This is a genomic window from Curtobacterium sp. PhB25, from assembly GCF_004365375.1.
Taxonomy (GTDB): domain Bacteria; phylum Actinomycetota; class Actinomycetes; order Actinomycetales; family Microbacteriaceae; genus Curtobacterium.
Genome location: NZ_SODR01000008.1, coordinates 90,520 through 113,715, shown reverse-complemented (window position 1 = coordinate 113,715; position 23,196 = coordinate 90,520). Strand labels below are relative to the sequence as shown.

Here is a 23,196-nt window from a genome sequence, read left to right as displayed (position 1 = left end):
CGCTCGACTCCGAACGTTTACACGCGGTCCCCTTCCGTCACGTGCCCGAAACAGCCGGGCAACGACGGCGACACGGGTCCGCACGACACTGGTCGCACTACCTGTCGCCCGACAGGTACTCCGCGAAAGGTCTGCAGCCATGCGCTCTCCAGAGTCACCGCTCCACGCACCGCGCGCCACGTCCAGCGTCGACCCCGTCGACCCCCAGGGCTCCGCCCGACTCGGCTACGAGCAGGAACTCCACCGCGGGGTCGGCTCGTTCTCGTCGTTCGCGGCCGGGTTCTCGTTCGTCTCGATCCTGACCACCGTCTTCCAGCTGTTCGGCCTCGGGTTCGGACTCGGCGGTGCCGCGTTCTTCTGGGCCTGGCCGCTCGTCTTCGGCGGCCAGCTGCTCGTCGCTCTGAACTTCGCGCAGCTCGCCGCCCGGTGGCCGATCTCGGGCGCGATCTTCCAGTGGTCCAGTCGTCTGGCGGGCGCGCGCTTCGGGTGGTTCACCGGGTGGACGATGATCATCGGGCAGATCCTCACCGTGGCCGTCGCAGCCATCGCGGTGCAGGCCGTGCTCCCTGCGATCTGGAACGGGTTCCAGGTCGTCGGCGGCCCCGGAGCCGACCCCTCCCTCGCCTCGTCGACCGGTGCTGCGAACGCGGTGGTGCTCGGCATCGTGATGCTCGTCGTGACGACCCTGGTGAACATCACGAGCGTCCGGCTGATGGCGCGGGTCACGAGCTTCGGCGTGCTGATCGAGATCATCGGCGTCGTCGTGCTCATCGGCGCGCTCTTCCTGCTGCCGCACCGCAGCCCTGCGGTGGTGTTCACGACCGCCGGCTCGACGAGCACCGAACCCTACGTCTGGGCGTTCCTGGCATCGTCCCTGATGGCTGCCTACGTGATGGTCGGCTTCGACTCCGCCGGTGAGCTCGCCGAGGAGACGCACAACCCCCGCCGGACCACCCCGAAGACGATCGTCCGCGCGCTCACCGTCTCCGGCCTCGGCGGCGGGCTGCTCATCATCGGTGCCCTGGTCGCCGCCCCGAGCCTGACCGACGGCAAGCTGGCGACGCAGGGACTCGCGTGGGTGATCACCTCGACGCTCGGCGACGTCTTCGGCCGACTGCTCCTCTGCACCGTCGCGGTCGCCGTGTTCGCCTGCACCCTCGCCGTGCAGACCGCCGGTGCGCGCATGGTCTACTCGATGGCCCGCGAGAAGGCCCTGCCCTTCCACCGGACGCTCGCTCGGGTCTCACCCCGGACCGGGACCCCGATCGCCGCGTCGATCGTCGTCGGTGTCGGTGCCGGCCTCGCACTCGCCGTCAACATCGGTCAGTCCGCGATCTTCACCGCCCTGTCCAGCCTGTGCATCGCGATGCTCTACCTGGCCTACCTCGGCGTCACCGGCCCCCTGCTGGTCCAACGCATCCGGCTCCGACGGTCCGGCTTCCCCGCCGGCGTGGACGAGGACGGCAAGCCGCTCTTCACACTCGGCCGGTGGGGCATCCCGCTCAACGCCCTCGCCGTCGCCTTCCAGATCGGCATGGCGGTCAACCTCATCTGGCCGCGCCCGGAGATCTACGACCTGACCGGGAACTCGTGGTGGCTGCAGTACAGCGCACTGCTGTTCATCGGCGCCGTCCTGCTCGTGGGTTGGGTGTGGTCGGCCCGGCGGCACCGTGCGCACGGACCGATCACCCTCGCCGAGGTCCCGTCCACCGCCTCGGTCCCCGCCGTCCAGGCACCCGCCTCCGCGACCGCGACCGTCGAAGCCTGACCGAAGGAACCCCATGCGCGACCTCCACCAGACCGACAGCGTGCTCGCCTCGCGTTCCGATGCGCGCGCGCAGGCCGGGACGCAGTCCGAGTACATGCCGTACCTGCCGGCGTCGACGTCCCCGTTCGTCCCCGAGGGCGTCGACCCCGCGCAGCTGGTGTGGGCCGAGACCGTCGCACCGGGCGGGTACACGCACAAGGTCCTGGCCAGGGGCTCGCGGCTGCGGTTCGACGACCCGACGGGCGAGGCGTGCGCCAACGTGCTGGTGTTCAACGCCCTCGAACCGTGGGAGCGGTTGAACGTCGCCGACACCCAGAAGATCCCGTGGCAGGCCTACCTCGGTGCCGGCACGCCAATGCTCAGCGGCGACGGCCGGGCCCTGGCGACGGTGGCCGAGGACACGTCCGGGCACCACGACGCCTTCTGCGGAACCTCCACCGACGCCTGGAACGAGACGAAGTACGGTGGCGCGGCGCCCGAGGGTCCGACACCGAGCGGCCGGTCGCTCTTCGCGAAGGCCGCCGCCAAGCACGGGCTGACGAGGCGTGACCTGCCGCCGAGCGTCTCGTTCTTCCAGGGCGTCCGGATCGACGACGAGGGGGCGATGACCTTCACCGGTTCGGCCGGTGCCGGGCACCACGTCACCCTCGTCGTCGAGCTGCCGCTGCTCGTGCTCGTCGCGAACGTCGCGCACCCGATCGACCCCCGGCCGGAGTACGCCGTCGGCCCGCTCCGGGTGCACGCCTGGCGTGGGGCACCGACGACCGACGCGGACGAGCGGTTCACGGCGACGCCCGAACTCACCCGCGCCTACCTGAACGCGATCGACTACGCGGAAGCACGAGGCCTCTGATGCCCGACACGACGACGCACACCCGCACCTCCACCGTCCCGGTCGGCGCCGTCCACGCCCCCGACGTCGCCCTCGACTGGAGCGAGTCCCTCGTCCCCGGCGAAGTCGTCCGCGACGACCGGGTCGAGCCGCTCGCGCCCTGGTCCGCCGTCGTCCGCGCCGGCCAGGTGCTCACCATCGTCGACGTCGGCGGCAACCAGAGCGCCGACTGCCTGGTCTACGACGCGCACGACCCCGACGAGCGCTACAGCGTGCCGGACACGCTCGCCGCGCAGGGCAACGCCTACGTCCGCACCGGCACCGTGCTGATGTCGAACGAGGGGCACCCGCTCATGACGGTCGTCGCGAACGAGATCGACCGGCAGGACACCATCGGCGGCGCGTGCTCGAAGGAGTCCAACACCCTGCGGTACGGCCACCACACCCAGTACCAGCACGGCTGCCGCGAGAACTTCCTGGCGGAGGCCGGCCGGCACGGCCTCGGTGCCCGCGACATCGTCTCGAACCTCAACTGGTTCATGAACGTCCCGGTCGAGGCCGACGGCGCCCTCGGGATCGTCGACGGCATGAGCGCACCGGGCAAGCGCGTCGCCGTCCGGGCAGAACGCGACGTGCTCGTCATCGTGTCGAACTGCCCCCAGATGAACAACCCGTGCAACGACTTCTCCTGCACCCCACTGCGCATGATCGTGGTCCAGCCGTGACCGCCGCGCCCGACCCCACCGGGACCGACACCGTGACCCTGAACCAGAACACCGTCCTCGTCGCCAACCGCGGCGAGATCGCCCGCCGGGTGATCCGGTCCGCGAAGGCCCTCGGCATGCGGACCGTCGCCGTCTACTCGGACGCCGACCGGGCCGCTCCGCACGTCCGCGAAGCCGACGTCGCCGTCCGCCTCGGCCCGGCGCCCGCCCGCGACTCCTACCTGCGCATCGACGCCGTGGTGCAGGCAGCGAAGGACACCGGCGCCGGCTTGGTCCACCCCGGCTACGGGTTCCTGTCGGAGAACACGGACTTCGCCCGCGCCTGCGAGGACGCCGGCATCCGGTTCGTCGGGCCGACCGCCGACCAGATCGTCCGCTTCGGCGCGAAGCACACCGCGCGCGAGCTCGCCGCCGCAGCCGGGGTCCCGATGCTCGCCGGCACCGGCCTGCTCGAGAGCGTCGACGACGCCGTGACCGAGGCCGAGCGCATCGGACTGCCGGTGATGCTCAAGGCCACCGGTGGCGGCGGCGGCATCGGCATGCAGGCGTGCGCGACCCTCGACGAGGTCCGCGCGGCGTACACGAGCGTCACCCGCACGGCCACCGCGGCCTTCGGGTCCGCCGGCATCTTCCTCGAACGCCTGGTGCGACCGGCCCGCCACGTCGAGGTCCAGCTCTTCGGCGACGGCCAGGGGCGCGTCGCGGTGATCGGCGACCGGGACTGCTCGTTGCAGCGTCGGAACCAGAAGGTCATCGAGGAGGCCCCGGCGCCCGCGCTGCCCGAGCACGTCCGCAGCGAGCTGCACGAGTCCGCCCGTCGCCTGGCCGCGAGCGTCGGGTACCGCAGCGCCGGCACCGTCGAGTTCGTCTACGACCCGGTGCGCGAAGAGGCGTCGTTCCTCGAGGTGAACACCCGCCTGCAGGTCGAGCACCCGGTGACCGAAGAGGTCTTCGGAGTCGACCTCGTCGACCTCATGCTCCGCCTGGCCCGTGACGGCGCCGACGGCATCGGCGACGACGTCTTCGACCGCACCTGGACCCCGAACGGCCACGCCGTCGAGGCCCGTGTCTACGCCGAGGACCCGGCGAAGGGTTCGTTGCCCTCCAGTGGCCTCGTCACCCAGGCGGTGTTCCCGAGCGCGACCACCGAGTCCGACGACCCGAGCGGACTCCGCGTCGACGGCTGGGTCGAGACCGGCTCCGAGGTCTCGGCGTTCTACGATCCGATGCTCGCCAAGGTCATCGCCACCGGCGAGACCCGCGACGACGCCCTCGACCGGCTGCGCGACGGCCTCGCCGCCACGCGGATCGACGGCATCGTGACGAACACCGGGCTGCTCCGTGCACTGACCGACGACCTCGAGCTCCGCACCGCCACGCACTCCACCTCGACGCTCGACGAGACCGACGACCCGGACCCGCGCATCGACGTCATCGCCCCGGGCACCATGACGATGATCCAGGACCTGCCCGGCCGGGTCGGGTACTGGCAGGTCGGTGTCCCGCCGAGCGGACCGTTCGACGCCGCGTCGTTCGCCGAGGCGAACCGCGCCGTGGGCAACCCCGACGGCGCCCCCGCGCTCGAGATCACGGCGACGGGTCCGACGCTGCGCTTCTCGACCGCCGCCGTCGTCGCGCTCACCGGCGCACAGGCGCCCGCGACCCTCGACGGCGACCCCGTCCCGTTCTGGGAGCCGATCGACGTCGGCGCCGGACAGACCCTGGCGGTCGGGACGGCCCCCGGGCCCGGCTTGCGCACCTACCTGGCCGTCCGCGGCGGCTTCGACGTCCCCACGTACCTCGGCTCCACCGCCACGTTCACGCTCGGTGGCTTCGGCGGCCATGCCGGTCGCGCGCTGCTCGCCGGCGACGTCCTGCGGCCGGGCTCCCCGGACTCCGACGCGGCGCACCCCGCCTTCCCCGGGGGCGCCCGCCTGGGCCTGGTCGGCGGTCCGACCCCGGCCGAGCACCGCACGGCACTCACCGACGCGTGGGAGATCGCCGTGACCGAGGGGCCGCACGCCGCCCCGGACTTCTTCACCCGCGCCGACCTGGACGTCTTCTACGCCACCGACTACGGCGTGCACCACAACTCGGCGCGCACCGGCATCCGGCTCATCGGGCCCCGACCCGAGTGGGCGCGGACGGACGGCGGCGAGGCCGGTCTGCACCCCTCGAACATCCACGACACCCCGTACGCGGTCGGTGCGATCGACTTCACCGGCGACACCCCGATCATCCTGGGTCCGGACGGGCCCTCGCTCGGCGGCTTCGTCTGCCCCGCCGTGGTCGCCAGCGGCGACCTGTGGAAGCTGGGCCAACTCCGACCAGGTGACACGGTCCGGTTCGTCCCCGTCCGCGAAGCCGACGCCGCCGCGCTCGAGGCGAACCGGGCCTCCCGGACCGTCCCCCGCACCGGGGGCGACGGCGACGACGGCGTGATCACCCGCCTGGAGGCGACCGACGTCCGCCCGAGCGTCGCCTACCGACGCGACGGCGACGACAACGTGCTCGTCGAGTACGGCGACATGACGCTCGACATCGCGCTGCGCATGCGCGTGCACGCGCTCATGACGAAGCTGCAGCAGGAGGCGCCGAAGGGCGTCCTCGACATCACCCCGGGCATCCGCTCGCTGCAGGTGCACACCGACGCGTCGGTCCTGAAGGCCCGTGACGTGGCCGGGCTCCTCCGCGAACTCGAGGACGAGATCCCGCCCACCGACCAGCTCGTCGTGCCGTCGCGCACCGTCAAGCTCCCGTTGTCGTGGGACGACCCCGCCACACGCCTCGCCATCGAGCGGTACATGAACGGCGTGCGGAGCGACGCACCGTGGACCCCCTGGAACATCGAGTTCATCCGGCGCATCAACGGTCTGGAGAGCGTCGACGACGTCTTCCGCACCGTCTTCGACGCGAGCTACCTCGTGCTCGGCCTGGGCGACGTCTACCTCGGCGCCCCGGTCGCGACGCCGCTCGACCCCCGGCACCGCCTGGTCACCACGAAGTACAACCCGGCCCGCACCTGGACCGCCGAGAACTCCGTCGGGATCGGCGGTGCGTACCTCTGCATCTACGGCATGGAGGGGCCGGGCGGCTACCAGTTCGTCGGGCGCACCGTGCAGATCTGGAACCGGTTCCGCCGCGGCGGGCTGTTCCAGGAGGACCCGTGGGCGCTGCGGTTCTTCGACCGGATCGAGTGGTACCCGGTCGGCGCGGACGAGCTGCTCGAGCTGCGGGCCGAGACCGACGCCGGACGGGGCTCGTTCGAGACCGTCGACGGCGAGTTCTCGATCGCCTCGTACAACCGCTTCCTCGAGGCGAACGCGAGCTCGATCGCGGACTTCCGGGCGCAGCAAGCGCGAGCGTTCGGCGAGGAGAAGGAGCGGTGGCGAGCCTCCGGCGAGTTCGACGTGCGCGACGAACCGGCCGCCGTCGTGGCGGACGAGGTCGTCCTGCCCGCCGGGGCGACGGCCGTGACCGCGCCCTTCACCTCGACGGTGTGGCAGGTGGACGTCCGGCCGGGCGACCGGGTGGACGAAGGACAGAAGTTGTTGGCAGTGGAGGCGATGAAGATGGAGTCGATGGTGCACGCACCGGTACGGGGACACGTGTTGGAGGTCTACATCAAGCCGGGCGACCAGGTCGCACCGGGGCAGGTCCTGGCCGCGATCGGAGCGGGAGCGTGAGCGCGGCGAGCGCCGCCGCGGACCGCGTCCGCGACGCCTTCGACCGCATCGACGCCGTCGACCGGCCCGAGGTCTGGATCACCCTGCGCGACCGCGCCGCGGTCCTGCAGGAGGCCGAGGCCGTCGACCCGACGCTCCCCCTCGCCGGCCTCCTGTTCGCCGTCAAGGACAACATCGACGTCGCCGGATTGCCCACGACCGCCGCCGCCCGCTCCTACGCGTACGAACCCGCCGCCGACGCGACCGCCGTCGCCCGCCTGCGCGCCGCCGGCGCGGTCGTCGTCGGCAAGACGAACCTCGACCAGTTCGCCACCGGCCTGGTCGGCACCCGGTCGCCCTTCGGCGCGGTCCGGAACGCGTGGGACCCGACGCGGATCTCCGGCGGCTCGTCGAGCGGCTCCGCCACAGCCGTCGCGCTCGGCATCGTCGACTTCGCACTCGGCACGGACACCGCGGGCTCCGGCCGCGTGCCGGCGGCGCTCGGCAACCTGGTCGGTGTGAAGCCGACCAAGGGCCTGGTGCCGAACACCGGTGTCGTGCCGGCCTGCCGCTCGCAGGACTGCGTCACGGTCTTCGCCCGATCACTCGACCTCGCCCGCACGGCGGCGGAGCTGATGGCCGGTCCGGACGACACCGACCCGCTCGCCCGCATCGACGTCGCCCTCGCCGACGTGCCCGCCGTCCCGCGGATCGCGATCCCGCTGCCGTCGCAGCTCGAGGGCCTCGCGCCGGGCTGGGCAGAGGCCTTCGCCGCCGCCGTCGAGCGCTTCCGCGCACTCGGCCACCAGGTGGTCGAGGTCGACATCGCACCCCTGCTCGACGCAGCGTCGCTGCTCTACGACGGCGCGTTCGTCGCCGAGCGGTACGCCGCCGTCGGCGCGCACGTCGAGGCGCACCGCGACCTGGTCGGCGACGACCTGGACCCGTCGGTCGCCTCCATCGTCCTGGGTGGCGCCCGACCCACGGCAGCGGACCTCTTCGCGGACCAGGAACGCCTCGACGTGCTCGGCGCCGCGGGACGCGCCGCCCTCGCCGGCACCACAGCGCTCCTCACGCCCACCACGACGTGGCACCCCACCCTCGACGAGGTCGCGGCCGATCCGATCGGCGCGAACAGCCGGATGGGCCGGTACACGAACTTCGCCAACCTGCTCGACATGGCCTCGCTCGCCGTCCCCGCCGGGTTCGTCGACGGCCTGCCGTTCGGGGTCATGCTGACCGGTCCCGCGTTCACCGACCGACGGCTCGCGGCGCTCGGCGCCGCGTTCCTCGCGCCCACCGTCGACCTGCTGGTCGTCGGAGCGCACCTCCGTGACCAGCCGCTGAACGGCCAGCTGGTCGCGTCCGGCGGATCGTTCGTCCGGGAGGTCCGCACCGCGTCCGACTACCGGCTGTACGCCCTCGACACGGTGCCGCCAAAGCCCGGGCTGGTCCGCGTGGGTCCGGTCGCGTCCGGCGCTGACGCGCCCGGGTCGGGGCCGGGCTCGGGCTCCGGCTCGGCTTCGGGGTCGGGGTCGGGGTCGGGGTCGAGCATCGCCGGTGAGGTCTGGCGGCTGCCCGCCGCCGGGTTCGGCACCTTCGTGGCGTCCCTGCCCGCGCCGATGGCCATCGGCACCGTGGCACTCGAGGACGGCACCGACGTCACCGGGTTCCTGGTCGAACCCTTCGCCGTCGAGGGCGCCCGGGACATCACCCACCACGGCGGGTGGCGCGCGTACCGGGAGCAGGCGTGACGGACCCCGGCTGTCAGGATGGGGGCATGTCCTCCGACGACCGGCCCGTACGCCCCGGCCGTCCGCGGGCCGTCCCGAACGCCGACTCGGCGCTCAGCCCCCGCGACCAGATCCTCGACGCCGCCGCCGCACTGTTCGTCGAGAACGGCATCAGCGCCACCTCGACCCGAGCCATCGCGGAGCGGGTCGGCATCCGCCAGGCCTCGCTGTACTACCACTTCGCCGGCAAGGACGACATGCTCGTCGAGCTCCTGACGACCTCGGTCCGGCCGAGCCTCGAGATCGTCCGCGAGCTCGAACAGCGGGTCCCGGCGTCCGCCACCGCCGCCGGTGCCCTGGCCGCGCTCGTCCTGATCGACGTGGAGACCCTCGCCCGCACCCCGCACAACATCGGCACGCTCTACCTGCTGCCCGAGGTGCAGGGCGAGCGCTACGACGGGTTCCGGGCCGAGCGGGTCGAGCTGCGGGACACCTACGGGCGCCTCGGGTCGCTCGCCGCCGACTCCGACGTCGCCGTCGCGATCTCGCCGTCACGGCTCGGTGGGATCCTCATCCAGCTCGCCGAGACCGTCATCCAGCTCCGCCGCGTCGGCGGCGTCGAGGAGGCCGACCGCGACGCCATCGTCGCGACCTGCCTGCGAGCGTGCGGGCTCGACACCACTGCCGTGGCGGATGCCCGCCGCGAGGCCGAGTCACTGCTCGCCGCCGTCACCGTCTGACCAGCTCTTCCGTTCGTCTCCGTCGTCCCTCCTGGAGGTTCTGCCATGACCGCGCTCTCCCCCGCCGCACACCGTCCGCTCGCCGATGCGCTGCTCCCCCGCACCGCGGTCGTGAGCACGGCGCTCGTCCTCGGTGGCGCGCTGCTCACCGCCGGCGCCGCACAGGTGTCCGTCCCGCTCTGGCCCGTCCCGATCACCGGGCAGACGCTCGCCGTCCTGCTGGTCGGTAGTGCCCTCGGTGCGCGCCGCGGTGCCCTGTCGATGCTCGTCTACGCGCTGCTCGGAGTCATCGGGCTGCCGGTCTTCGCGGGTGGCTCGGCCGGGGTCGGCGTGCTCGTCAGTCCCTCCGGCGGGTACATCGTCGGCTTCGTCGCCGCCGCAGCCCTCGTCGGGTGGATCGCCGAACGCTTCGGCGACCGTCCGCTGCGGAACTCGGTGCTGTCCTTCGTGCTCGGCACCGTCGTGACCTTCGCGGTCGGCATGGTCTGGCTCGCGGTGTCGCTCGGGCTCAACCTGCAGCAGACGCTCGAGTTCGGGCTGTACCCGTTCGTCCTCGGCGGTGCGGTGAAGGCGCTGCTCGGTGCCGGTGCCATCTCGCTCGGGTGGACGGCGGCGGTCCGGCGACGCGTGGCTGCGCGGGACGCGGGACGCTGAGGCGCACTCGGCGGGCCATCGTGTTAGGTTGTGCACAACATGATTGCGCTCAACCGATGATCCGGTCCGCCGGTACGCTCCTCGCCCTGCACGGAGCAGGCACGTCGATGACGCGACCCCTGCCGGTCCGGGCGCACCGGATGCGGGAGCGCGGTTTCGTCCCCGGCCTCCCGCACGCAGTGCTGGTGCCCTTGCTGGAGATCGCAGCCGGCGCAACCCTCGCACGAAGCCGACGACGGTCGGCGACAGCGGTCGCAGCCGCTGCCGCAGCGACCGCACTCGGAGCAGTGCGCACCGGCATCGACCTCGAGGACCGCACCGTCACCGTCGGAACCGTCGCCGCCGCAGTACTGGCCGTCTCCGGCGCGACGGCAGTGGCCCGCGCGCATCGCGTCGGCCTCCTCGTGGGGACCGGTGCACTGGTCGTGTTCGAGCTCACCCGCCGGCGTCGCATCCGCAGCGTCGGTTGACGCACCGCTCCACCATCCCCTGTGAAAGGCACGTGCCCCTGATGACCTCCCGCCGCCGCACTTCCCGCTCGACCAAGCCCCGCACCGTCGTCCGCATCCTGCTGGGTGCCGCCATGACCTGGGCCGGCATCAGCCACCTCACCGTCGCACGCCAGGAGTTCCGGGCCCAGGTGCCGGAGTTCGTCCCCCTGGACCCGGACGTCACGGTCCTGGCCTCGGGCATCGCGGAGATCTCCCTCGGCGCCGCCCTCGTGCTGCTGGTGCGTCGGCAGGCCACCGTCGGGTGGGTCGCAGCGGTGTTCTTCACCGCGATCTTCCCGGGCAACATCGCCCAGTGGATGCACCACCGTGACGGCTTCGGCCTGGACACGGACACCAAGCGGTTCGTCCGGCTCCTGTTCCAGCCCGTGCTGATCGCCGTCGCGTTGTGGGCGACGAACGCACTCCGCAAGCGGCGCTGAACCCGGCTGCAGAGCGCCCCGGTCGCTCACGCCCTCGAGGGCGATCGGTGCTGCACTTGGAAATGCAGAAAACCCCCGCGTGACCGGGGGTTTTCTGAGAAGTGGCGGTACCGGTGGGATTTGAACCCACGGTGGAGTTGCCCCCACACATGTTTTCGAGACATGATCCTTCGGCCGCTCGGACACGGTACCGGGAAAGAGTTTACACGATCCGGGAGGCCCGTCACGCCACCCGACGTCGGCTCGCCCTCCACAGGCGGTCACCCCCAGGGCTCTTCCCACACCCACAGGCCGCCCACGTCGTCGACTCGGCCTGCGGGCGTACCGTCCACGGCATGAAGACCCGCACGCTCATCGCACTCCTGACGTCCGTCCTCGGTGGGGCCGGTGTCCTCGGGGCAGCCGCCGTCGGGGCCCGGGCCGGCGTCAAGGGCCAACGGGCGGCTGCGCAACGGGTGGTCGACATGCTGCCGATCCACGCCGACTGGTGGCACGAGCGACAGCAGCACGAGGGGCAGCTCCTGTACGTGGCGATCGGCGACTCGGCGGCGCAGGGCGTGGGCGCGACGGTGCCGTCCCGCGGGTACGTGGGCCTGTTGGCGCGACGGATCCGGCACCGTTCCCACGAGTCGGTGCGGGTCGTGAACCTGAGCGTCTCGGGCTCGACGACCTGGGGCGCCAAGCGCGACCAGTTGCCGAAGCTCCGGCAGTACACACCCGACATCTGCACGGTGTCGATCGGGGCGAACGACATCGCGGACTTCGACCCGGACAAGTTCGAGCGGAACATCCGGGCGATCTACGGCGCGGTGCCGTCGCACGCCGTGGTGGCCGAGCTGCCGTGCATGTTCGTGCCGGACCGTGAGCGCAAGGTGGCGGTGGCGAACGAGATCGTGCACCGTGTGGCCGCCGAGTTCGGGCTGACCGTGGCGCCGCTGCACACGATCACGAAGCGGGTCGGGGTCCGTCGCACGTTCTTCAACAGCTACGGCGACCTGTTCCACCCGAACGACCGGGGGTACGAGGTCTGGGCGAGCGCGTTCGAGCCGGCGGTCGACGCCCGGGTCGACACGGTCGCGGCGATCCGGCACTACCTCTCGGCGCGTGAGGCCGAGAACCTCGGGCGTGAGGCCGGGGCGGTCGCGAACGCTCGTGCCGAGCAGGACACCGACGGTGCCGAGGCACTCGACCACGCCAACCGACCGAATCCCGTCGAACGGATCCGCAACCGGATGACGGGGTCGATCGCACTGCCCGACGAGCCGGTGCACCGCTCCGGCGATGTCGGCGGCACGGCCTAGCCTCGACGACATGGCGCGCCCGCAGTCCCTCTACCGATGCACCGAGTGCGGCTGGACCAGTGTCAAGTGGGTCGGCCGGTGCGGCGAGTGCCAGACCTGGGGCACGGTCGAGGACTCCTCGGCGGTCTCGGCGAGCACCCGGGGCACGGCGGCCGTCGCCGTCACCGGGGCCCGCGCGGCCCGCCCCATCACCGAGGCCCGCGGCACGACGGTGCAGCGCTGGCAGACCGGCATCGGCGAGTTCGACCGCGTGCTCGGCGGCGGGGTCGTCCCCGGTGCCGCGGTCCTGCTGTCCGGCGAACCCGGCGTCGGCAAGTCCACGCTCCTGCTCGAGGTCGCTTCACGGGCGGCCGCTTCCGGCAAGCGCGTCCTCTACGTCAGTGCGGAAGAGTCCGTCGACCAGGTCCGGCTCCGGGCCGAGCGCACCGGGGCGATGCACGACGACCTCTACCTGGCGAGCGAGGTCGACCTCGGCGTCATCATCGGCCAGATCGACCAGGTCAAGCCGGACCTGCTCATCGCCGACTCCGTCCAGACCATCTCGTCCAGCTCGATCGACGGCATCGCGGGCGGCACCTCCCAGGTGCGCGAAGTCGCCTCGACCCTGATCCGCATCGCGAAGGACCGCGCCCTCCCCGTCCTGATCGTCGGCCACGTCACGAAGGACGGCACGATCGCCGGGCCGCGCCTGCTCGAGCACCTGGTCGACGTCGTCTGCCACTTCGAGGGCGACCGGCAGACCGCGCTCCGCTTCGTCCGGGCACTGAAGAACCGCTTCGGCCCCACAGACGAGGTCGGGTGCTTCGACATGGGCGGCGACGGCATCCACGAAGTCCCGGACCCCAGCGGCCTGTTCATGTCCAAGAACGCGACCCCGGTCTCCGGCACGTGCGTGACCGTGGCGCTCGAGGGGCGTCGGGCGCTCCCGGTGGAGGTCCAGGCGCTCATCGTGCCGAGCTCCGCGCCGCAGCCCCGTCGGGTCGTGAACGGTGTCGATGCCTCACGCGTGGCGATGCTGCTCGCGGTGCTCGAACGCCGAGCCGGCCTCAAGCTCTCCGATGCCGACGTCTACGTCTCGACGGTGGGCGGCATGAAGCTCACCGAACCCGGCGCCGACCTGGCGATCGCACTGGCCCTGGCGAGTGCAGCACGGGACCGTCCGTACCCGCACACGCTCGCGGCCGTGGGCGAGATCAGCCTGGCGGGCGAGATCCGTCCGGCCACGGGGACCAAGCAACGGGTGAACGAGGCGAGCCGACTCGGCTTCACGACAGTCCTCGGTGCCGACTCCGGGCATCTGCGCGAAGCACTGCGTGTGGCGTTCTCGATGACGCAGTCAGCTCGCGAGCGCGAGCTCGACCGCGCGTTCTGATCGCTTAAGCGCGCAATGCGGCCAGCAGGTCCCCCGGGGTCGCCTGCATGGTGTTCGGCCCGGCGATGTCGAAGAACACGCCCTCGAGCATGTCCAGGTGGGCGGCGAGGAACTCCTCGAGCCGCGGTCCGTCGTAGACCATGACCTGCCGGATCTTCTCGTCCGGCACCATCGCCGTGTAGGCGTCCGCCGACGAGAACAGCAGCAGGATGCGCTGTTCAGAGCCTTCGCGCCCGAAGACCCGCACCTGCATCTCCTTCTTGCCGGTCACGAGCCGGGGGACGATCACGATGTCGTTGCGCAGCGCGAACGCCACCGCAGCGACGTCCTGCTTCGCGAGGGCTTCCTCGAGCTGTTCGCTCCGGAAGCGCTGTTCCTTGTCTGCCATCTGAGCAATTCCACCAGATTTTCGTCGTTCAGTGACGCACGGGTAGCCAGTCGGCCCTGAGCACGCTAGCCTGGTGGAACCGCTTCGGCGGCGCTCAACGTTCGGGCGAGGTGGTTTGCCCCTCAACTCGGACTACCAGGGTCACTGGCCATCAGGCCTGACCCCGAACCCGTCCCGCCGGCACCTGCCCGCGTGGCGCATCACCCCCGTCGACGTACGTCGGGGCTCCGCAGGTGCGATCGCACCATGGCGGAACGCAAGAAAGCTAAGGAAACGCCATCATGGCATCTACCGGTACCGTCAAGTGGTTCAACAACGAAAAGGGCTTCGGCTTCATCGCCCCGGACGACGGAAGCGCTGACGTCTTCGCGCACTTCTCCGCGATCGCCGGCAACGGCTACAAGTCGCTGGAGGAGAACCAGAAGGTGGAGTTCGACATCACCGAGGGCCGCAAGGGCCCGCAGGCGGAGAACATCACCGTCCTCGGCTGATCACATCAGCTTCGAACGGCCCCGTCGTCCTCTGGACGGCGGGGCCGTTTACTGTCCACTGATATGTTGGACCAGTGCGCAGTGGATACATCGTCTACGTCGACGAAAGCGGAGATCACAGTCTCACGCGCATCAATCCGGACTACCCGATGTTCGTGCTCGCGTTCTGCATCTTCCCCGTCGACGTCTACGTCGACCGGATCGTTCCGCTCGTGCAACGCCTCAAGTTCGATTTCTTCAACCACGACATGGTCGTCCTCCACGAGCGGGAGATGCGTCAGTCAGCTCCGCCGTTCGACATCCTCCTGAACGCCTCCGTCCGCAGCGACTTCATGGCAAGAGTCGACGCCGTGTTCGATGAGCGCTTCGGGGTGGTTGCATCCGCCATCCGGAAGCACGAGTTCGTCCGCCGGGTCGGGGAGGACACGAGTCCCTACCACGTCGCGCTCGAGTTCGGGCTCGAACGGGTCTTCTTGCAGCTCCAGGATCGGGGAGCATCCCGGTGCGAGACGTTCGTGGTCTTCGAGAGCCGGGGCCGCTCCGAGGACCGGGAGCTGGAGGCCGAGTTCGACCGCATCATGACCACCACGAAGATGCGCGGGATGGCCGAGACCTTCCGTTTCAAGATCGCGAGCAAGCAGACGAACAGCGCCGGGCTCCAGATCGCCGATCTCGTCGCTCGTCCGATCGGCACACATCTCCTCAAGCCCGAGCAGCCCAACCGCGCGTGGGACCGGATCCTCGAGCGCATGCCGAAGTCGCCGTCTGGTTCGGTAAGGGGCTGGGGCCTGAAGGTGTACCCGTGAAAGCGAGAACCCCCGGGGTTTCCGGGGGTTCGACGCCGATCGGGCATTCCCAATCCACTTGCATCGAGGCTACCAGCCCACGCGACGCCGGGCTACTGCAGGATGAACTGCACCGAGGTCTTCGACTTCAGGTTCCCGACCGTGACCTGCAGGTGGTAGCTGGCCCCGTCGGCCGAGACCGCCGGGCGGGACGCATCGCACGTCGTGGTGGACGACCGGGTGCGGTCCCAAGCGATCGCGGGCGTGGTCAGAGTCTGCCCGGACTTGATCGTGACGTCCTGGTTCGTGCCACCGGTCTGGCAGTCCTTCGACGACCAGTACTGCTCCTCGCCGGAGCTGATCGTCAGCACCTGCTGCGCTGACCCGAGGTCGAGGTGGCACGAGTTCGTGCCGGTGTTCTTGATCGACATGGCGATCTTCGGGTCCTCGGTGGGGCCGTACGCCTCCTTGTCGAGCACGGGCGTCAGGACGACCTGGTCCTTGCTGCACGTCGACCCGTCGGCAGCGCCCGACCCAGACGCCGACGCAGATGCCGACGCCGAACGGGACGGGGCAGCGGACGACGCACCACCGGCCGAAGCCGAAGCCGAAGCGGACGGCGAGGACGTGGGGACTGCCGTCGGGGTCGACGCGCTCCCCCGTCCGACGACGATGAGCACGATCACCACGACGATGATCACGAGTGCGCCGAGCACGGCTGCACGACGGCGCCAGTACACGACCGGCTTCTCGGGCCCGACGGGGTGACGCAACGACGACATGCGCACAGGGTAGACAACCGCGGATGCCCGGTGCGGGACCCCCGCCGGGTGCCGCGCGAAAGCGTCAGAGGATCTTCAGCATGCGGGTGTTGCCGAGGGTGTTCGGCTTGACCCGGGCGAGGTCGAGGAACTCCGCGACCCCTTCGTCCGACGAGCGGACCAGCTCGGCGTAGACCGCCGGTTCGACGACCTGCTCGCCGATCTCCAGGTACCCGTGCTTCGCGAAGAAGTCGACCTCGAACGTCAGGCAGAAGATCCGCGCGACGCCGAGTTCACGGCCGTCGTGTTCGAGCGCCTCGAGCATCCGGTGTCCGACGCGCTTGTGGATCCAGTCGGCGTCGAGGGCGAGCGTGCGCACCTCGGCGATGTCGTCCCAGAAGACGGCGAGGGCACCACAGCCGATCGGCACACCGTCGGGGCCCTCGGCGATCCGGAACTGCTGGATCGAGCCGTAGAGCGCGACGTTCTCCTTGCCGAGCAGGATGCGCCGGTCGACGTAGGGGGCGATGAGCCGCTGGATGTGCGGGACGTCCGAGGCGAGTGCCGGACGCACCAGGATCCCGTGCTCGTCACGTTCGTGGAACGCGTGCTTCCCGTGCTCTGTCATCCCGACAACCATAGCCGGGCGTGGACGAGCGGCAGCCGACCGCTCCGGGGGACATCCCGCTGTACTGCGCCCAGGCGCGGCCGCCTACCGTCCACACCATGCCTCAGATCATCGAAACCGTCGACGTCAACGTCCCCGTCTCCGCAGCGTACGGTCAGTGGACCCGCTTCGAGGAGTTCCCGCACTTCCTCGACGAGGTCGAGAAGATCGTCCAGGTCGACGACAAGACCACCGACTGGACCGTGAAGGTCGCCGGCCAGGAGCGCGAGTTCCGCGCCGTCATCACCGAGCAGCACCCCGACGAGCGGGTCGCCTGGACCGTCAAGGACGGCGAGACCGACCACGCCGGCGTCGTCACCTTCCACAAGCTCTCCGACGCCGAGACGCGTGTGACCGCGCAGATCGACTGGGAGCCGTCCGGCTTCCTCGAGAAGCTCGGCGCTGCGGTCGGCGTCGGTGGCCACGCCATCAAGAAGGACCTGCAGAACTACAAGGAGCGCGTCGAGTCGGCTCCGACCGACACGGGCTGGCGCGGCGACGTGCAGGCGTGATCACGGGCTGACACGTCCGCACACGGACAGACGGGAGGCCCGGTGCCAGCTGGCACCGGGCCTCCCGTCTGTCTGGTGTCGGGTCCTAGGACTCGATCTCGCCCTGGGGCGCGTCGGTCGCGGTCTCGACCGCGGCTGCGCCGGCGAGGACCTCTTCGCGGCCCGGCTGACGCCCGGTCTCGAAGTGGAACGCACCGTCGACGAAGTCGACCTTCACGTGGTCACCGGCGGTGAGCTCACCCTGCAGGATGTGCTCGGACAGCTGGTCCTCGACCTCGTGCTGCATCGCGCGACGCAGCGGGCGTGCACCGAGGGACGGGTCGAACCCGACCTTGATGAGCTGCTCCTTGGCGGGGAGGGTGAGCTCCACCGTCATGTCGCGGTCGAGCAGACGGTCGGCCAGGCGCTTCACGAACAGGTCCACGATCTGCAGCAGCTCGGGCTGCGACAGCTGCGGGAACACGATCGTGTCGTCGACGCGGTTCAGGAACTCCGGCTTGAAGTGCTTCTTGAGCTCCTCGTTCACCTTGCCGCGCATGCGGTCGTAGCCGACGGCCGAGTCACCCTCGACCTGGAAGCCCACCGGACCACCGGCGATGCCCTGCGAACCGAGGTTCGTGGTCATGATGATGACGGTGTTCTTGAAGTCGACCACGCGGCCCTGACCGTCGGTGAGACGGCCTTCCTCGAGCACCTGCAGCAGCGAGTTGAAGATGTCCGGGTGGGCCTTCTCGATCTCGTCGAACAGGACCACGGAGAACGGCTTGCGGCGCACCTTCTCGGTGAGCTGGCCGCCCTCTTCGAAGCCGACGAACCCGGGAGGGGCACCGAACAGACGCGAGACGGTGTGCTTCTCACCGAACTCCGACATGTCGAGGGAGATCAGTGCGCCCTCGTCGTCGAACAGGAACTCGGCGAGCGCCTTGGCGAGCTCGGTCTTGCCGACACCCGTGGGCCCGGCGAAGATGAACGAGCCCGAGGGGCGGTTCGGGTCCTTCAGACCGGCACGGGTCCGGCGGATGGTCTTGGACAGGGCCGAGATGGCTTCTTCCTGACCGATGACCCGCTGGTGCAGTGCCTTCTCCATGAAGACGAGACGCGAGGTCTCCTCTTCGGTGAGCTTGAACACCGGGATGCCCGTGGCCTGCGCCAGGACCTCGGCGATGATGCCCTCGTCGACGGTGCCGGACGCGGCGACGTCACCGGCACGCCACTGCTTCTCGAGGCGGAGACGCTCACCCAGGAGCTTCTTCTCCTCGTCGCGCAGGCTGGCTGCCTTCTCGAAGTCCTGCTCCTCGATGGCGGCTTCCTTCGACCCGCGGACCGTCGAGATCTTCTCGTCGAACTCGCGGAGCTCCGGGGGCGCCGACAGGATCGAGAGGCGCAGGCGTGCGCCGGCCTCGTCGATCAGGTCGATGGCCTTGTCCGGCAGGAAGCGGTCCTGCACGTAGCGGTCCGCCAGGTTGGCGGCCGAGACGATCGCACCGTCGGTGATGGACACCTTGTGGAACGCCTCGTACTTGTCGCGCAGGCCCTTGAGGATGTTGATCGTGTGCGGCAGCGACGGCTCGTTGACCTGCACCGACTGGAAGCGACGCTCGAGTGCTGCGTCCTTCTCGAAGTGCTTGCGGTACTCGTCGAGCGTGGTGGCACCGATGGTCTGGAGCTCACCGCGGGCGAGGAGGGGCTTGAGGATCGAGGCGGCGTCGATCGCACCTTCGGCAGCACCGGCACCGACGAGCGTGTGGATCTCGTCGATGAAGACGATGATGTCGCCGCGGGTGCGGATCTCCTTCGTGACCTTCTTCAGGCGCTCCTCGAAGTCACCGCGGTAGCGGGACCCGGCGATGAGCGATCCGAGGTCGAGCGAGTAGAGCTGCTTGTCCTTCAGCGTCTCGGGCACATCGCCCTTGACGATCGCCTGGGCGAGGCCCTCGACGACGGCGGTCTTGCCGACGCCGGGCTCACCGATCAGGACGGGGTTGTTCTTGGAGCGGCGGGAGAGGATCTGCATGACCCGCTCCATCTCCTTCTCGCGCCCGATGACGGGGTCGAGCTTGCCGTCGCGCGCGGCCTGGGTGAGGTTCCGACCGAACTGGTCGAGGACCTGCGAACCCTGCTGCGCGTTCTGCTGCTGCTCGCCGCCGACGGCGACCGCTTCCTTGCCCTGGTAGCCGGACAGGAGCTGGATGACCTGCTGGCGGACCCGGTTGAGGTCGGCGCCGAGCTTCACGAGAACCTGGGCTGCGACGCCCTCGCCCTCGCGGATCAGGCCGAGCAGGATGTGCTCGGTACCGATGTAGTTGTGGCCGAGCTGCAGCGCTTCGCGCAGGGACAGCTCGAGCACCTTCTTGGCACGCGGCGTGAACGGGATGTGCCCGGTCGGCTGCTGCTGACCCTGGCCGATGATGTCCTGGACCTGCTCGCGGACGGCGTCGAGCGAGATGCCGAGCGACTCCAGCGCCTTGGCAGCAACGCCCTCGCCCTCGTGGATCAGGCCGAGGAGGATGTGCTCGGTGCCGATGTAGTTGTGGTTGAGCATCTTCGCTTCTTCTTGAGCGAGGACGACAACACGACGGGCTCGGTCGGTGAATCTCTCGAACATGTGCTCTCCCTTGGCCCTTTCTGACGGAGCCGACAGCTGGTCCGGTCTCGTCTGAGTCCGGTCACGTACTCCGAGAGTAACCAGCGCTCCCCGTGCGGGCTGCCCCTGTTCGCCGTGGGCGTGACCTCACTGCGCGATGTGCGCAGTGAGCGAACGGAACAGACGACGGGAGGCCCGTGGCGGCGTCCGCCACGGGCCTCCCGATCGCTCCTGGGTCGCGTGTCAGGCGCGGCGCGCTGCCCGGCGCAGGGCACGCCGGAAGCGGCGCGGCTCGACGCCCAGGGCGTCGAGGACGTCGTGCGCCGACCCCATGAAGGGGTCGTCGACGCCGTCGAGGACGGCCAGCACGACGTGGACCGGGCGGACACGTTCGGCCGGACCAGCGAGGACGGCTGCTCGTGCGAGGACCCGGGCGGCCGCCGGTGTGCAGGCGACCCGATCGTGCTCGTCGGGGCACGCCGCCCGCGCACCGACGAAGACGCTGATCTCGGAGCGGACGGCTTCGGGGCTGACCCCGTGCGCCTCGAGGACCGGGCGGAACCGGGGCATCCCGTTGCAGAGGGTGACGGAGGCGAGCAGGAGGTGCTCCGCGTCGACGAAGCCGAAGCCCGTCTCGTGGGACTCGAGGTCGGCGAGCAGCACGATCTCGCGACCCTGCCGGACGGTGGGGAGGGCGACGGACAGCTGAGCGATCTGCATGTATTCAGAATATCGCATGCGATGGCAATTGAACAGCCCTCGGTTCAGCGCGGCTCGGTACCATCCGGTCATGGATCAGCCCGTCGTCGGCCTCGTCGTCCACCCGACCAAGAACGTGCAGGAGTCCGTCACGACCCTGCAGCGATGGAACGCGTCCGGCCGGGGCGAGCTCGTCGCCCGCCGAGCCGACGCACAGCGGATCGGCGGGGGCATCACCGCGGTGGAGGACGACGACTTCACCGCACGCGTCGACCTCGTCGTGGCCCTCGGCGGCGACGGCACCATGCTCGGCGCGATGCGACTCGTGGCGAAGCGTCCGGTGCCGGTGCTCGGCGTGAACTACGGCAACGTCGGGTTCCTGGTGGAGATCGAACCGCCCGAACTCGAGGCAGCGCTCGACCGGCTGTCGGCCGGCGAGTACCAGCTCGAGCCGCACCACGCGCTCGAGGCCCGGCTGTCCTGGAGCGGCGCACGCACGGACTACCTGGCGTTCAACGACTTGACGATCGTGCGGCGCCCCGGTTCCGGCCAGGTGTCGGCCGACCTCAGCGTCGGCGGGCTCGGCTACGGCTACTACCGCGCCGACGCCATCGTCGCCGCGACCCCGGCCGGCTCCACCGCGTACAACTACGCCGCGGGTGGCCCGGTGCTCTCCCCCGCACTCTCCGGGTCCGTCGTCACCCCGGTCGCCCCGATGGCGGGCATCGACCGCGCCGTGGTGCTCGCCGCCCGCGAGCGCTACCGGTTCGACATCGCGGAGGGCACCAGGAGCGCCGCACTCGAGGTCGACGGACTCGTCGTCGGCGAGGTCGCCACCGGCGCGCAGATCGACGTCCGCCTCCGCAAGGACGCCGGCAGCGTCGTGCGACTCGACGCCGAGCGGCACGGACGCACCGGTCGGGTGAAGCTGAGCCTGCTCGACCTGCCGGTACGACCCGACCAGCTCATCGAGCTGATCCCGAGCGACCTGCGGCAGAAGCTCGGGCGCGAACTCGACCAGTAGCGGTCCGGGCAGGTGCCTACGCCCACGAACGTGAATGGCCCGCTCGAGCAGTGCTCGAGCGGGCCTTCCCATCACCCCACCGGATCGTCTTCCCACAGACCGACCCGGGTTCCCCTGCCGACGCGAGCGCCGGCCGAAGCCTGCTGACCTCAGTCGGTCAGGTACAGCTGCATGTCCTGCGAGACCGCCTTGGCGAACAGACGCAGCTTGGCGCGCGACTCCACCCGGCTGACGGCCTGGCGGGTCGTGTGCACGATCTTCGAGATCTCGTCGAGCGTCATCGGCTTGTCGTCGTCGAGGCCGTAGCGCATGCGGATCACGTTGGCTTCCTCGCTCGGCAGCTCGGCGACGATCGAACGGATGTCGCGGTGCAGGAGCGTGATCTCGGTGAGCTCGTTCGGGGACGCAGCGTCCTCGTCCTCGATGAAGTCACCGAGTTCGCTGTCATCGGAGTCGCCGACCACGGTGTGGATCGAGACCGGCTCGTGCGAACGGCCCTTGAGGTCGACGAGCTCTTCGACCGACATGCTCAGCTCGGCGGCGACCTCGTCGGGCATCGGCGCACGGCCGAGGTCGACGGTCAGATCGCGCTCGGTGCGGGAGATCTTGTTGATCAGCTCGACGGTGTGGACCGGGATGCGGATCGTGCGGGCCTTGTCGGCGAGACCACGCGAGATCGCCTGGCGGATCCACCAGGTGGCGTAGGTCGAGAACTTGTAGCCCTGCGTGAAGTCGAACTTCTCGACCGCACGGACCAGGCCGAGATTGCCCTCCTGGATGACGTCCATGAACGGCAGGCCCCGCTGCGAGTAGCGCTTCGCGATGCTGACGACCAGACGGAGGTTCGAGGTGATCATGCGCTCCTTGGCGCGCTCACCGTCGCGGACGAGCCAGCGGAGTTCGCGCTGCAGGGTCTTCGCGAGGCCCTTCTCGGTCGCGAGCTTCTCCTCCGCGAACAGGCCGACCTCGATGCGACGGGCGATCTGCGCTTCTTCCTCGGCGGTGAGGAGCGAGAGGCGACCGATGTGGCGCAGGTAGTCGCCGACCTGGTCGACGGAGGCGCCGCGGACACCGGCGAGCTGCTCGTCGGCCTCGACCTCGGTGTCGAGGGAGGTCGTCGTGGACTCGGCGGCCTGGGTCTTCGATGCCGCTGCCTTCTTCGTGGTGGCGCGGCGGGTGGTGCTCGGTGCAGCCGGTGCGATCGTCATGGTGTTGCTCCCTGCGTTCGGCGGTGATGGCTTCGTGCGGTGGTGCTGGGGGTGGTGCTTCTGGGTGCTGCTTGGGGTGTTCACGAGTAAAGCGGTCCGGAGGTGTACCCCACAAACCGATCGGAATGATTCTCAGGCATCTCCGTGCTTCGTCATCGAAACCGTCCCCCGTGGGGTACAGCGATGCTGCCAGTGTGGTCCCCCGAACCGCCGCGGATCAAGGGTATGACGTGATGTTTCCGGCGTTGCAGGCGTGTTTCTCACGCGTTTCCGAACCTGTACCCCATGGTGCCGCGCCTTCCGGACATGCAAAAGGGGTACGTCCGGCCGGATCGATGCGATCCGGTGGTCGTACC

Annotated in this window: 21 protein-coding genes and 1 tRNA gene; 15 read left to right on the top strand and 7 right to left on the bottom strand. The window is 70.2% G+C overall.

Features of this window, described 5'->3' with window-relative positions:
- The first annotated feature begins 139 nt into the window (after positions 1 to 139).
- Genes EDF51_RS15525 through EDF51_RS15485 form a run of 9 tightly spaced genes read left to right on the top strand, consistent with a single transcriptional unit; the run spans position 140 to position 11,048 of the window.
- Positions 140 to 1,768, top strand: coding sequence for an amino acid permease (locus EDF51_RS15525; RefSeq protein WP_134195553.1), 1,629 nt, complete (start codon positions 140 to 142; stop codon positions 1,766 to 1,768).
- Between the two features lie 13 nt (positions 1,769 to 1,781).
- Positions 1,782 to 2,621, top strand: coding sequence for an urea amidolyase associated protein UAAP1 (locus tag EDF51_RS15520; protein ID WP_134195551.1), 840 nt, complete (start codon positions 1,782 to 1,784; stop codon positions 2,619 to 2,621).
- Positions 2,621 to 3,325, top strand: a complete 705-nt coding sequence (locus tag EDF51_RS15515) for an urea amidolyase associated protein UAAP2 (protein WP_134195549.1) — start codon at positions 2,621 to 2,623, stop codon at positions 3,323 to 3,325. Before EDF51_RS15520 ends, EDF51_RS15515 begins: the two co-directional genes overlap by 1 nt.
- On the top strand, positions 3,322 to 7,011 hold the full coding sequence (gene uca, locus EDF51_RS15510; RefSeq protein WP_208321858.1) for an urea carboxylase: 3,690 nt from the start codon (positions 3,322 to 3,324) through the stop codon (positions 7,009 to 7,011). The genes EDF51_RS15515 and uca overlap by 4 nt, the downstream gene beginning before the upstream one ends.
- Entirely contained in the window at positions 7,008 to 8,744 is a 1,737-nt protein-coding gene (gene atzF / locus EDF51_RS15505; protein ID WP_134195547.1) for an allophanate hydrolase, read from the top strand. Before uca ends, atzF begins: the two co-directional genes overlap by 4 nt.
- Before the next feature lie 26 nt (positions 8,745 to 8,770).
- Entirely contained in the window at positions 8,771 to 9,463 is a 693-nt protein-coding gene (locus EDF51_RS15500) for a TetR/AcrR family transcriptional regulator (RefSeq protein WP_134195545.1), read from the top strand.
- Between the two features lie 45 nt (positions 9,464 to 9,508).
- Positions 9,509 to 10,117 carry a biotin transporter BioY gene (locus EDF51_RS15495; RefSeq protein ID WP_134195543.1) on the top strand — a complete coding sequence of 203 codons (609 nt, stop codon included), beginning with the start codon at positions 9,509 to 9,511 and terminating at the stop codon, positions 10,115 to 10,117.
- A gap of 56 nt (positions 10,118 to 10,173) precedes the next feature.
- Positions 10,174 to 10,587: a hypothetical protein gene (locus tag EDF51_RS15490; RefSeq protein ID WP_134195541.1), complete on the top strand. Its 414-nt coding sequence runs from the start codon at positions 10,174 to 10,176 to the stop codon at positions 10,585 to 10,587.
- Positions 10,588 to 10,628: 41 nt separating this feature from the next.
- Entirely contained in the window at positions 10,629 to 11,048 is a 420-nt protein-coding gene (locus EDF51_RS15485) for a hypothetical protein (RefSeq protein ID WP_131844908.1), read from the top strand.
- A gap of 102 nt (positions 11,049 to 11,150) precedes the next feature.
- Here the strand turns inward: EDF51_RS15485 and EDF51_RS15480 are convergent.
- Positions 11,151 to 11,240, bottom strand: a tRNA-Ser gene (locus EDF51_RS15480).
- A 143-nt stretch (positions 11,241 to 11,383) separates the two neighbouring features.
- On the opposite strand from EDF51_RS15480, the gene EDF51_RS15475 reads away from it, so the two are divergent.
- Together EDF51_RS15475 and radA are read left to right on the top strand one after the other, a co-directional pair.
- Complete coding sequence (locus EDF51_RS15475) at positions 11,384 to 12,349, top strand: SGNH/GDSL hydrolase family protein (protein WP_133938706.1); 966 nt, start codon at positions 11,384 to 11,386, stop codon at positions 12,347 to 12,349.
- Between the two features lie 10 nt (positions 12,350 to 12,359).
- Positions 12,360 to 13,721, top strand: a complete 1,362-nt coding sequence (radA, locus tag EDF51_RS15470; protein WP_185021261.1) for a DNA repair protein RadA — start codon at positions 12,360 to 12,362, stop codon at positions 13,719 to 13,721.
- A gap of 4 nt (positions 13,722 to 13,725) precedes the next feature.
- Here radA and EDF51_RS15465 read toward each other — a convergent pair whose 3' ends face one another.
- Positions 13,726 to 14,109 carry an SseB family protein gene (locus EDF51_RS15465; protein ID WP_132099309.1) on the bottom strand — a complete coding sequence of 128 codons (384 nt, stop codon included), beginning with the start codon at positions 14,107 to 14,109 and terminating at the stop codon, positions 13,726 to 13,728.
- Positions 14,110 to 14,390: 281 nt separating this feature from the next.
- On the opposite strand from EDF51_RS15465, the gene EDF51_RS15460 reads away from it, so the two are divergent.
- Both EDF51_RS15460 and EDF51_RS15455 read left to right on the top strand, forming a co-directional pair.
- Positions 14,391 to 14,600, top strand: coding sequence for a cold-shock protein (locus tag EDF51_RS15460; RefSeq protein WP_017887662.1), 210 nt, complete (start codon positions 14,391 to 14,393; stop codon positions 14,598 to 14,600).
- Between the two features lie 74 nt (positions 14,601 to 14,674).
- Positions 14,675 to 15,406, top strand: a complete 732-nt coding sequence (locus EDF51_RS15455; RefSeq protein WP_132099308.1) for a DUF3800 domain-containing protein — start codon at positions 14,675 to 14,677, stop codon at positions 15,404 to 15,406.
- 92 nt (positions 15,407 to 15,498) lie between these two features.
- Here the strand turns inward: EDF51_RS15455 and EDF51_RS15450 are convergent, their stop codons facing one another.
- Together EDF51_RS15450 and EDF51_RS15445 are read right to left on the bottom strand one after the other, a co-directional pair.
- On the bottom strand, positions 15,499 to 16,167 hold the full coding sequence (locus tag EDF51_RS15450) for a hypothetical protein (RefSeq protein ID WP_132099307.1): 669 nt from the start codon (positions 16,165 to 16,167) through the stop codon (positions 15,499 to 15,501).
- Between the two features lie 64 nt (positions 16,168 to 16,231).
- On the bottom strand, positions 16,232 to 16,774 hold the full coding sequence (locus EDF51_RS15445) for an amino-acid N-acetyltransferase (protein ID WP_173170102.1): 543 nt from the start codon (positions 16,772 to 16,774) through the stop codon (positions 16,232 to 16,234).
- A 98-nt stretch (positions 16,775 to 16,872) separates the two neighbouring features.
- On the opposite strand from EDF51_RS15445, the gene EDF51_RS15440 reads away from it, so the two are divergent.
- Positions 16,873 to 17,325 (top strand): SRPBCC family protein, encoded by a 453-nt coding sequence (locus tag EDF51_RS15440; RefSeq protein ID WP_132099306.1) that lies wholly within the window; start codon positions 16,873 to 16,875, stop codon positions 17,323 to 17,325.
- 85 nt (positions 17,326 to 17,410) lie between these two features.
- Here the strand turns inward: EDF51_RS15440 and EDF51_RS15435 are convergent, their stop codons facing one another.
- Both EDF51_RS15435 and EDF51_RS15430 read right to left on the bottom strand, forming a co-directional pair.
- Positions 17,411 to 19,930 carry an ATP-dependent Clp protease ATP-binding subunit gene (locus EDF51_RS15435; protein ID WP_123294552.1) on the bottom strand — a complete coding sequence of 840 codons (2,520 nt, stop codon included), beginning with the start codon at positions 19,928 to 19,930 and terminating at the stop codon, positions 17,411 to 17,413.
- 222 nt (positions 19,931 to 20,152) lie between these two features.
- Entirely contained in the window at positions 20,153 to 20,629 is a 477-nt protein-coding gene (locus EDF51_RS15430) for a Clp protease N-terminal domain-containing protein (RefSeq protein ID WP_165901136.1), read from the bottom strand.
- 70 nt (positions 20,630 to 20,699) lie between these two features.
- Between EDF51_RS15430 and EDF51_RS15425 the strand changes: the two genes are divergently transcribed.
- Positions 20,700 to 21,632 (top strand): NAD(+)/NADH kinase, encoded by a 933-nt coding sequence (locus tag EDF51_RS15425; RefSeq protein WP_111086944.1) that lies wholly within the window; start codon positions 20,700 to 20,702, stop codon positions 21,630 to 21,632.
- A gap of 149 nt (positions 21,633 to 21,781) precedes the next feature.
- On the opposite strand, the gene EDF51_RS15420 is transcribed toward EDF51_RS15425, so the two are convergent.
- Positions 21,782 to 22,840, bottom strand: coding sequence for a sigma-70 family RNA polymerase sigma factor (locus tag EDF51_RS15420; protein ID WP_134195539.1), 1,059 nt, complete (start codon positions 22,838 to 22,840; stop codon positions 21,782 to 21,784).
- Positions 22,841 to 23,196 lie beyond the last annotated feature (356 nt).

Excerpts from the sequence above, each read along its gene's own strand:
- EDF51_RS15430 (WP_165901136.1), bottom strand. The coding sequence starts at position 20,629 with ATGCAGATCGCTCAGCTGTCCGTCGCCCTCCCCACCGTCCGGCAGGGT.
- EDF51_RS15440 (WP_132099306.1), top strand. The coding sequence starts at position 16,873 with ATGCCTCAGATCATCGAAACCGTCGACGTCAACGTCCCCGTCTCCGCA.
- EDF51_RS15425 (WP_111086944.1), top strand. The coding sequence starts at position 20,700 with ATGGATCAGCCCGTCGTCGGCCTCGTCGTCCACCCGACCAAGAACGTG.
- EDF51_RS15490 (WP_134195541.1), top strand. The coding sequence starts at position 10,174 with ATGATCCGGTCCGCCGGTACGCTCCTCGCCCTGCACGGAGCAGGCACG.
- radA (WP_185021261.1), top strand. The coding sequence starts at position 12,360 with ATGGCGCGCCCGCAGTCCCTCTACCGATGCACCGAGTGCGGCTGGACC.
- EDF51_RS15495 (WP_134195543.1), top strand. The coding sequence starts at position 9,509 with ATGACCGCGCTCTCCCCCGCCGCACACCGTCCGCTCGCCGATGCGCTG.
- EDF51_RS15445 (WP_173170102.1), bottom strand. The coding sequence starts at position 16,774 with ATGACAGAGCACGGGAAGCACGCGTTCCACGAACGTGACGAGCACGGG.
- EDF51_RS15500 (WP_134195545.1), top strand. The coding sequence starts at position 8,771 with ATGTCCTCCGACGACCGGCCCGTACGCCCCGGCCGTCCGCGGGCCGTC.
- EDF51_RS15475 (WP_133938706.1), top strand. The coding sequence starts at position 11,384 with ATGAAGACCCGCACGCTCATCGCACTCCTGACGTCCGTCCTCGGTGGG.
- EDF51_RS15465 (WP_132099309.1), bottom strand. The coding sequence starts at position 14,109 with ATGGCAGACAAGGAACAGCGCTTCCGGAGCGAACAGCTCGAGGAAGCC.
- EDF51_RS15515 (WP_134195549.1), top strand. The coding sequence starts at position 2,621 with ATGCCCGACACGACGACGCACACCCGCACCTCCACCGTCCCGGTCGGC.
- EDF51_RS15485 (WP_131844908.1), top strand. The coding sequence starts at position 10,629 with ATGACCTCCCGCCGCCGCACTTCCCGCTCGACCAAGCCCCGCACCGTC.
- EDF51_RS15435 (WP_123294552.1), bottom strand. The coding sequence starts at position 19,930 with ATGTTCGAGAGATTCACCGACCGAGCCCGTCGTGTTGTCGTCCTCGCT.
- EDF51_RS15420 (WP_134195539.1), bottom strand. The coding sequence starts at position 22,840 with ATGACGATCGCACCGGCTGCACCGAGCACCACCCGCCGCGCCACCACG.
- EDF51_RS15460 (WP_017887662.1), top strand. The coding sequence starts at position 14,391 with ATGGCATCTACCGGTACCGTCAAGTGGTTCAACAACGAAAAGGGCTTC.
- EDF51_RS15520 (WP_134195551.1), top strand. The coding sequence starts at position 1,782 with ATGCGCGACCTCCACCAGACCGACAGCGTGCTCGCCTCGCGTTCCGAT.
- EDF51_RS15525 (WP_134195553.1), top strand. The coding sequence starts at position 140 with ATGCGCTCTCCAGAGTCACCGCTCCACGCACCGCGCGCCACGTCCAGC.
- EDF51_RS15450 (WP_132099307.1), bottom strand. The coding sequence starts at position 16,167 with ATGTCGTCGTTGCGTCACCCCGTCGGGCCCGAGAAGCCGGTCGTGTAC.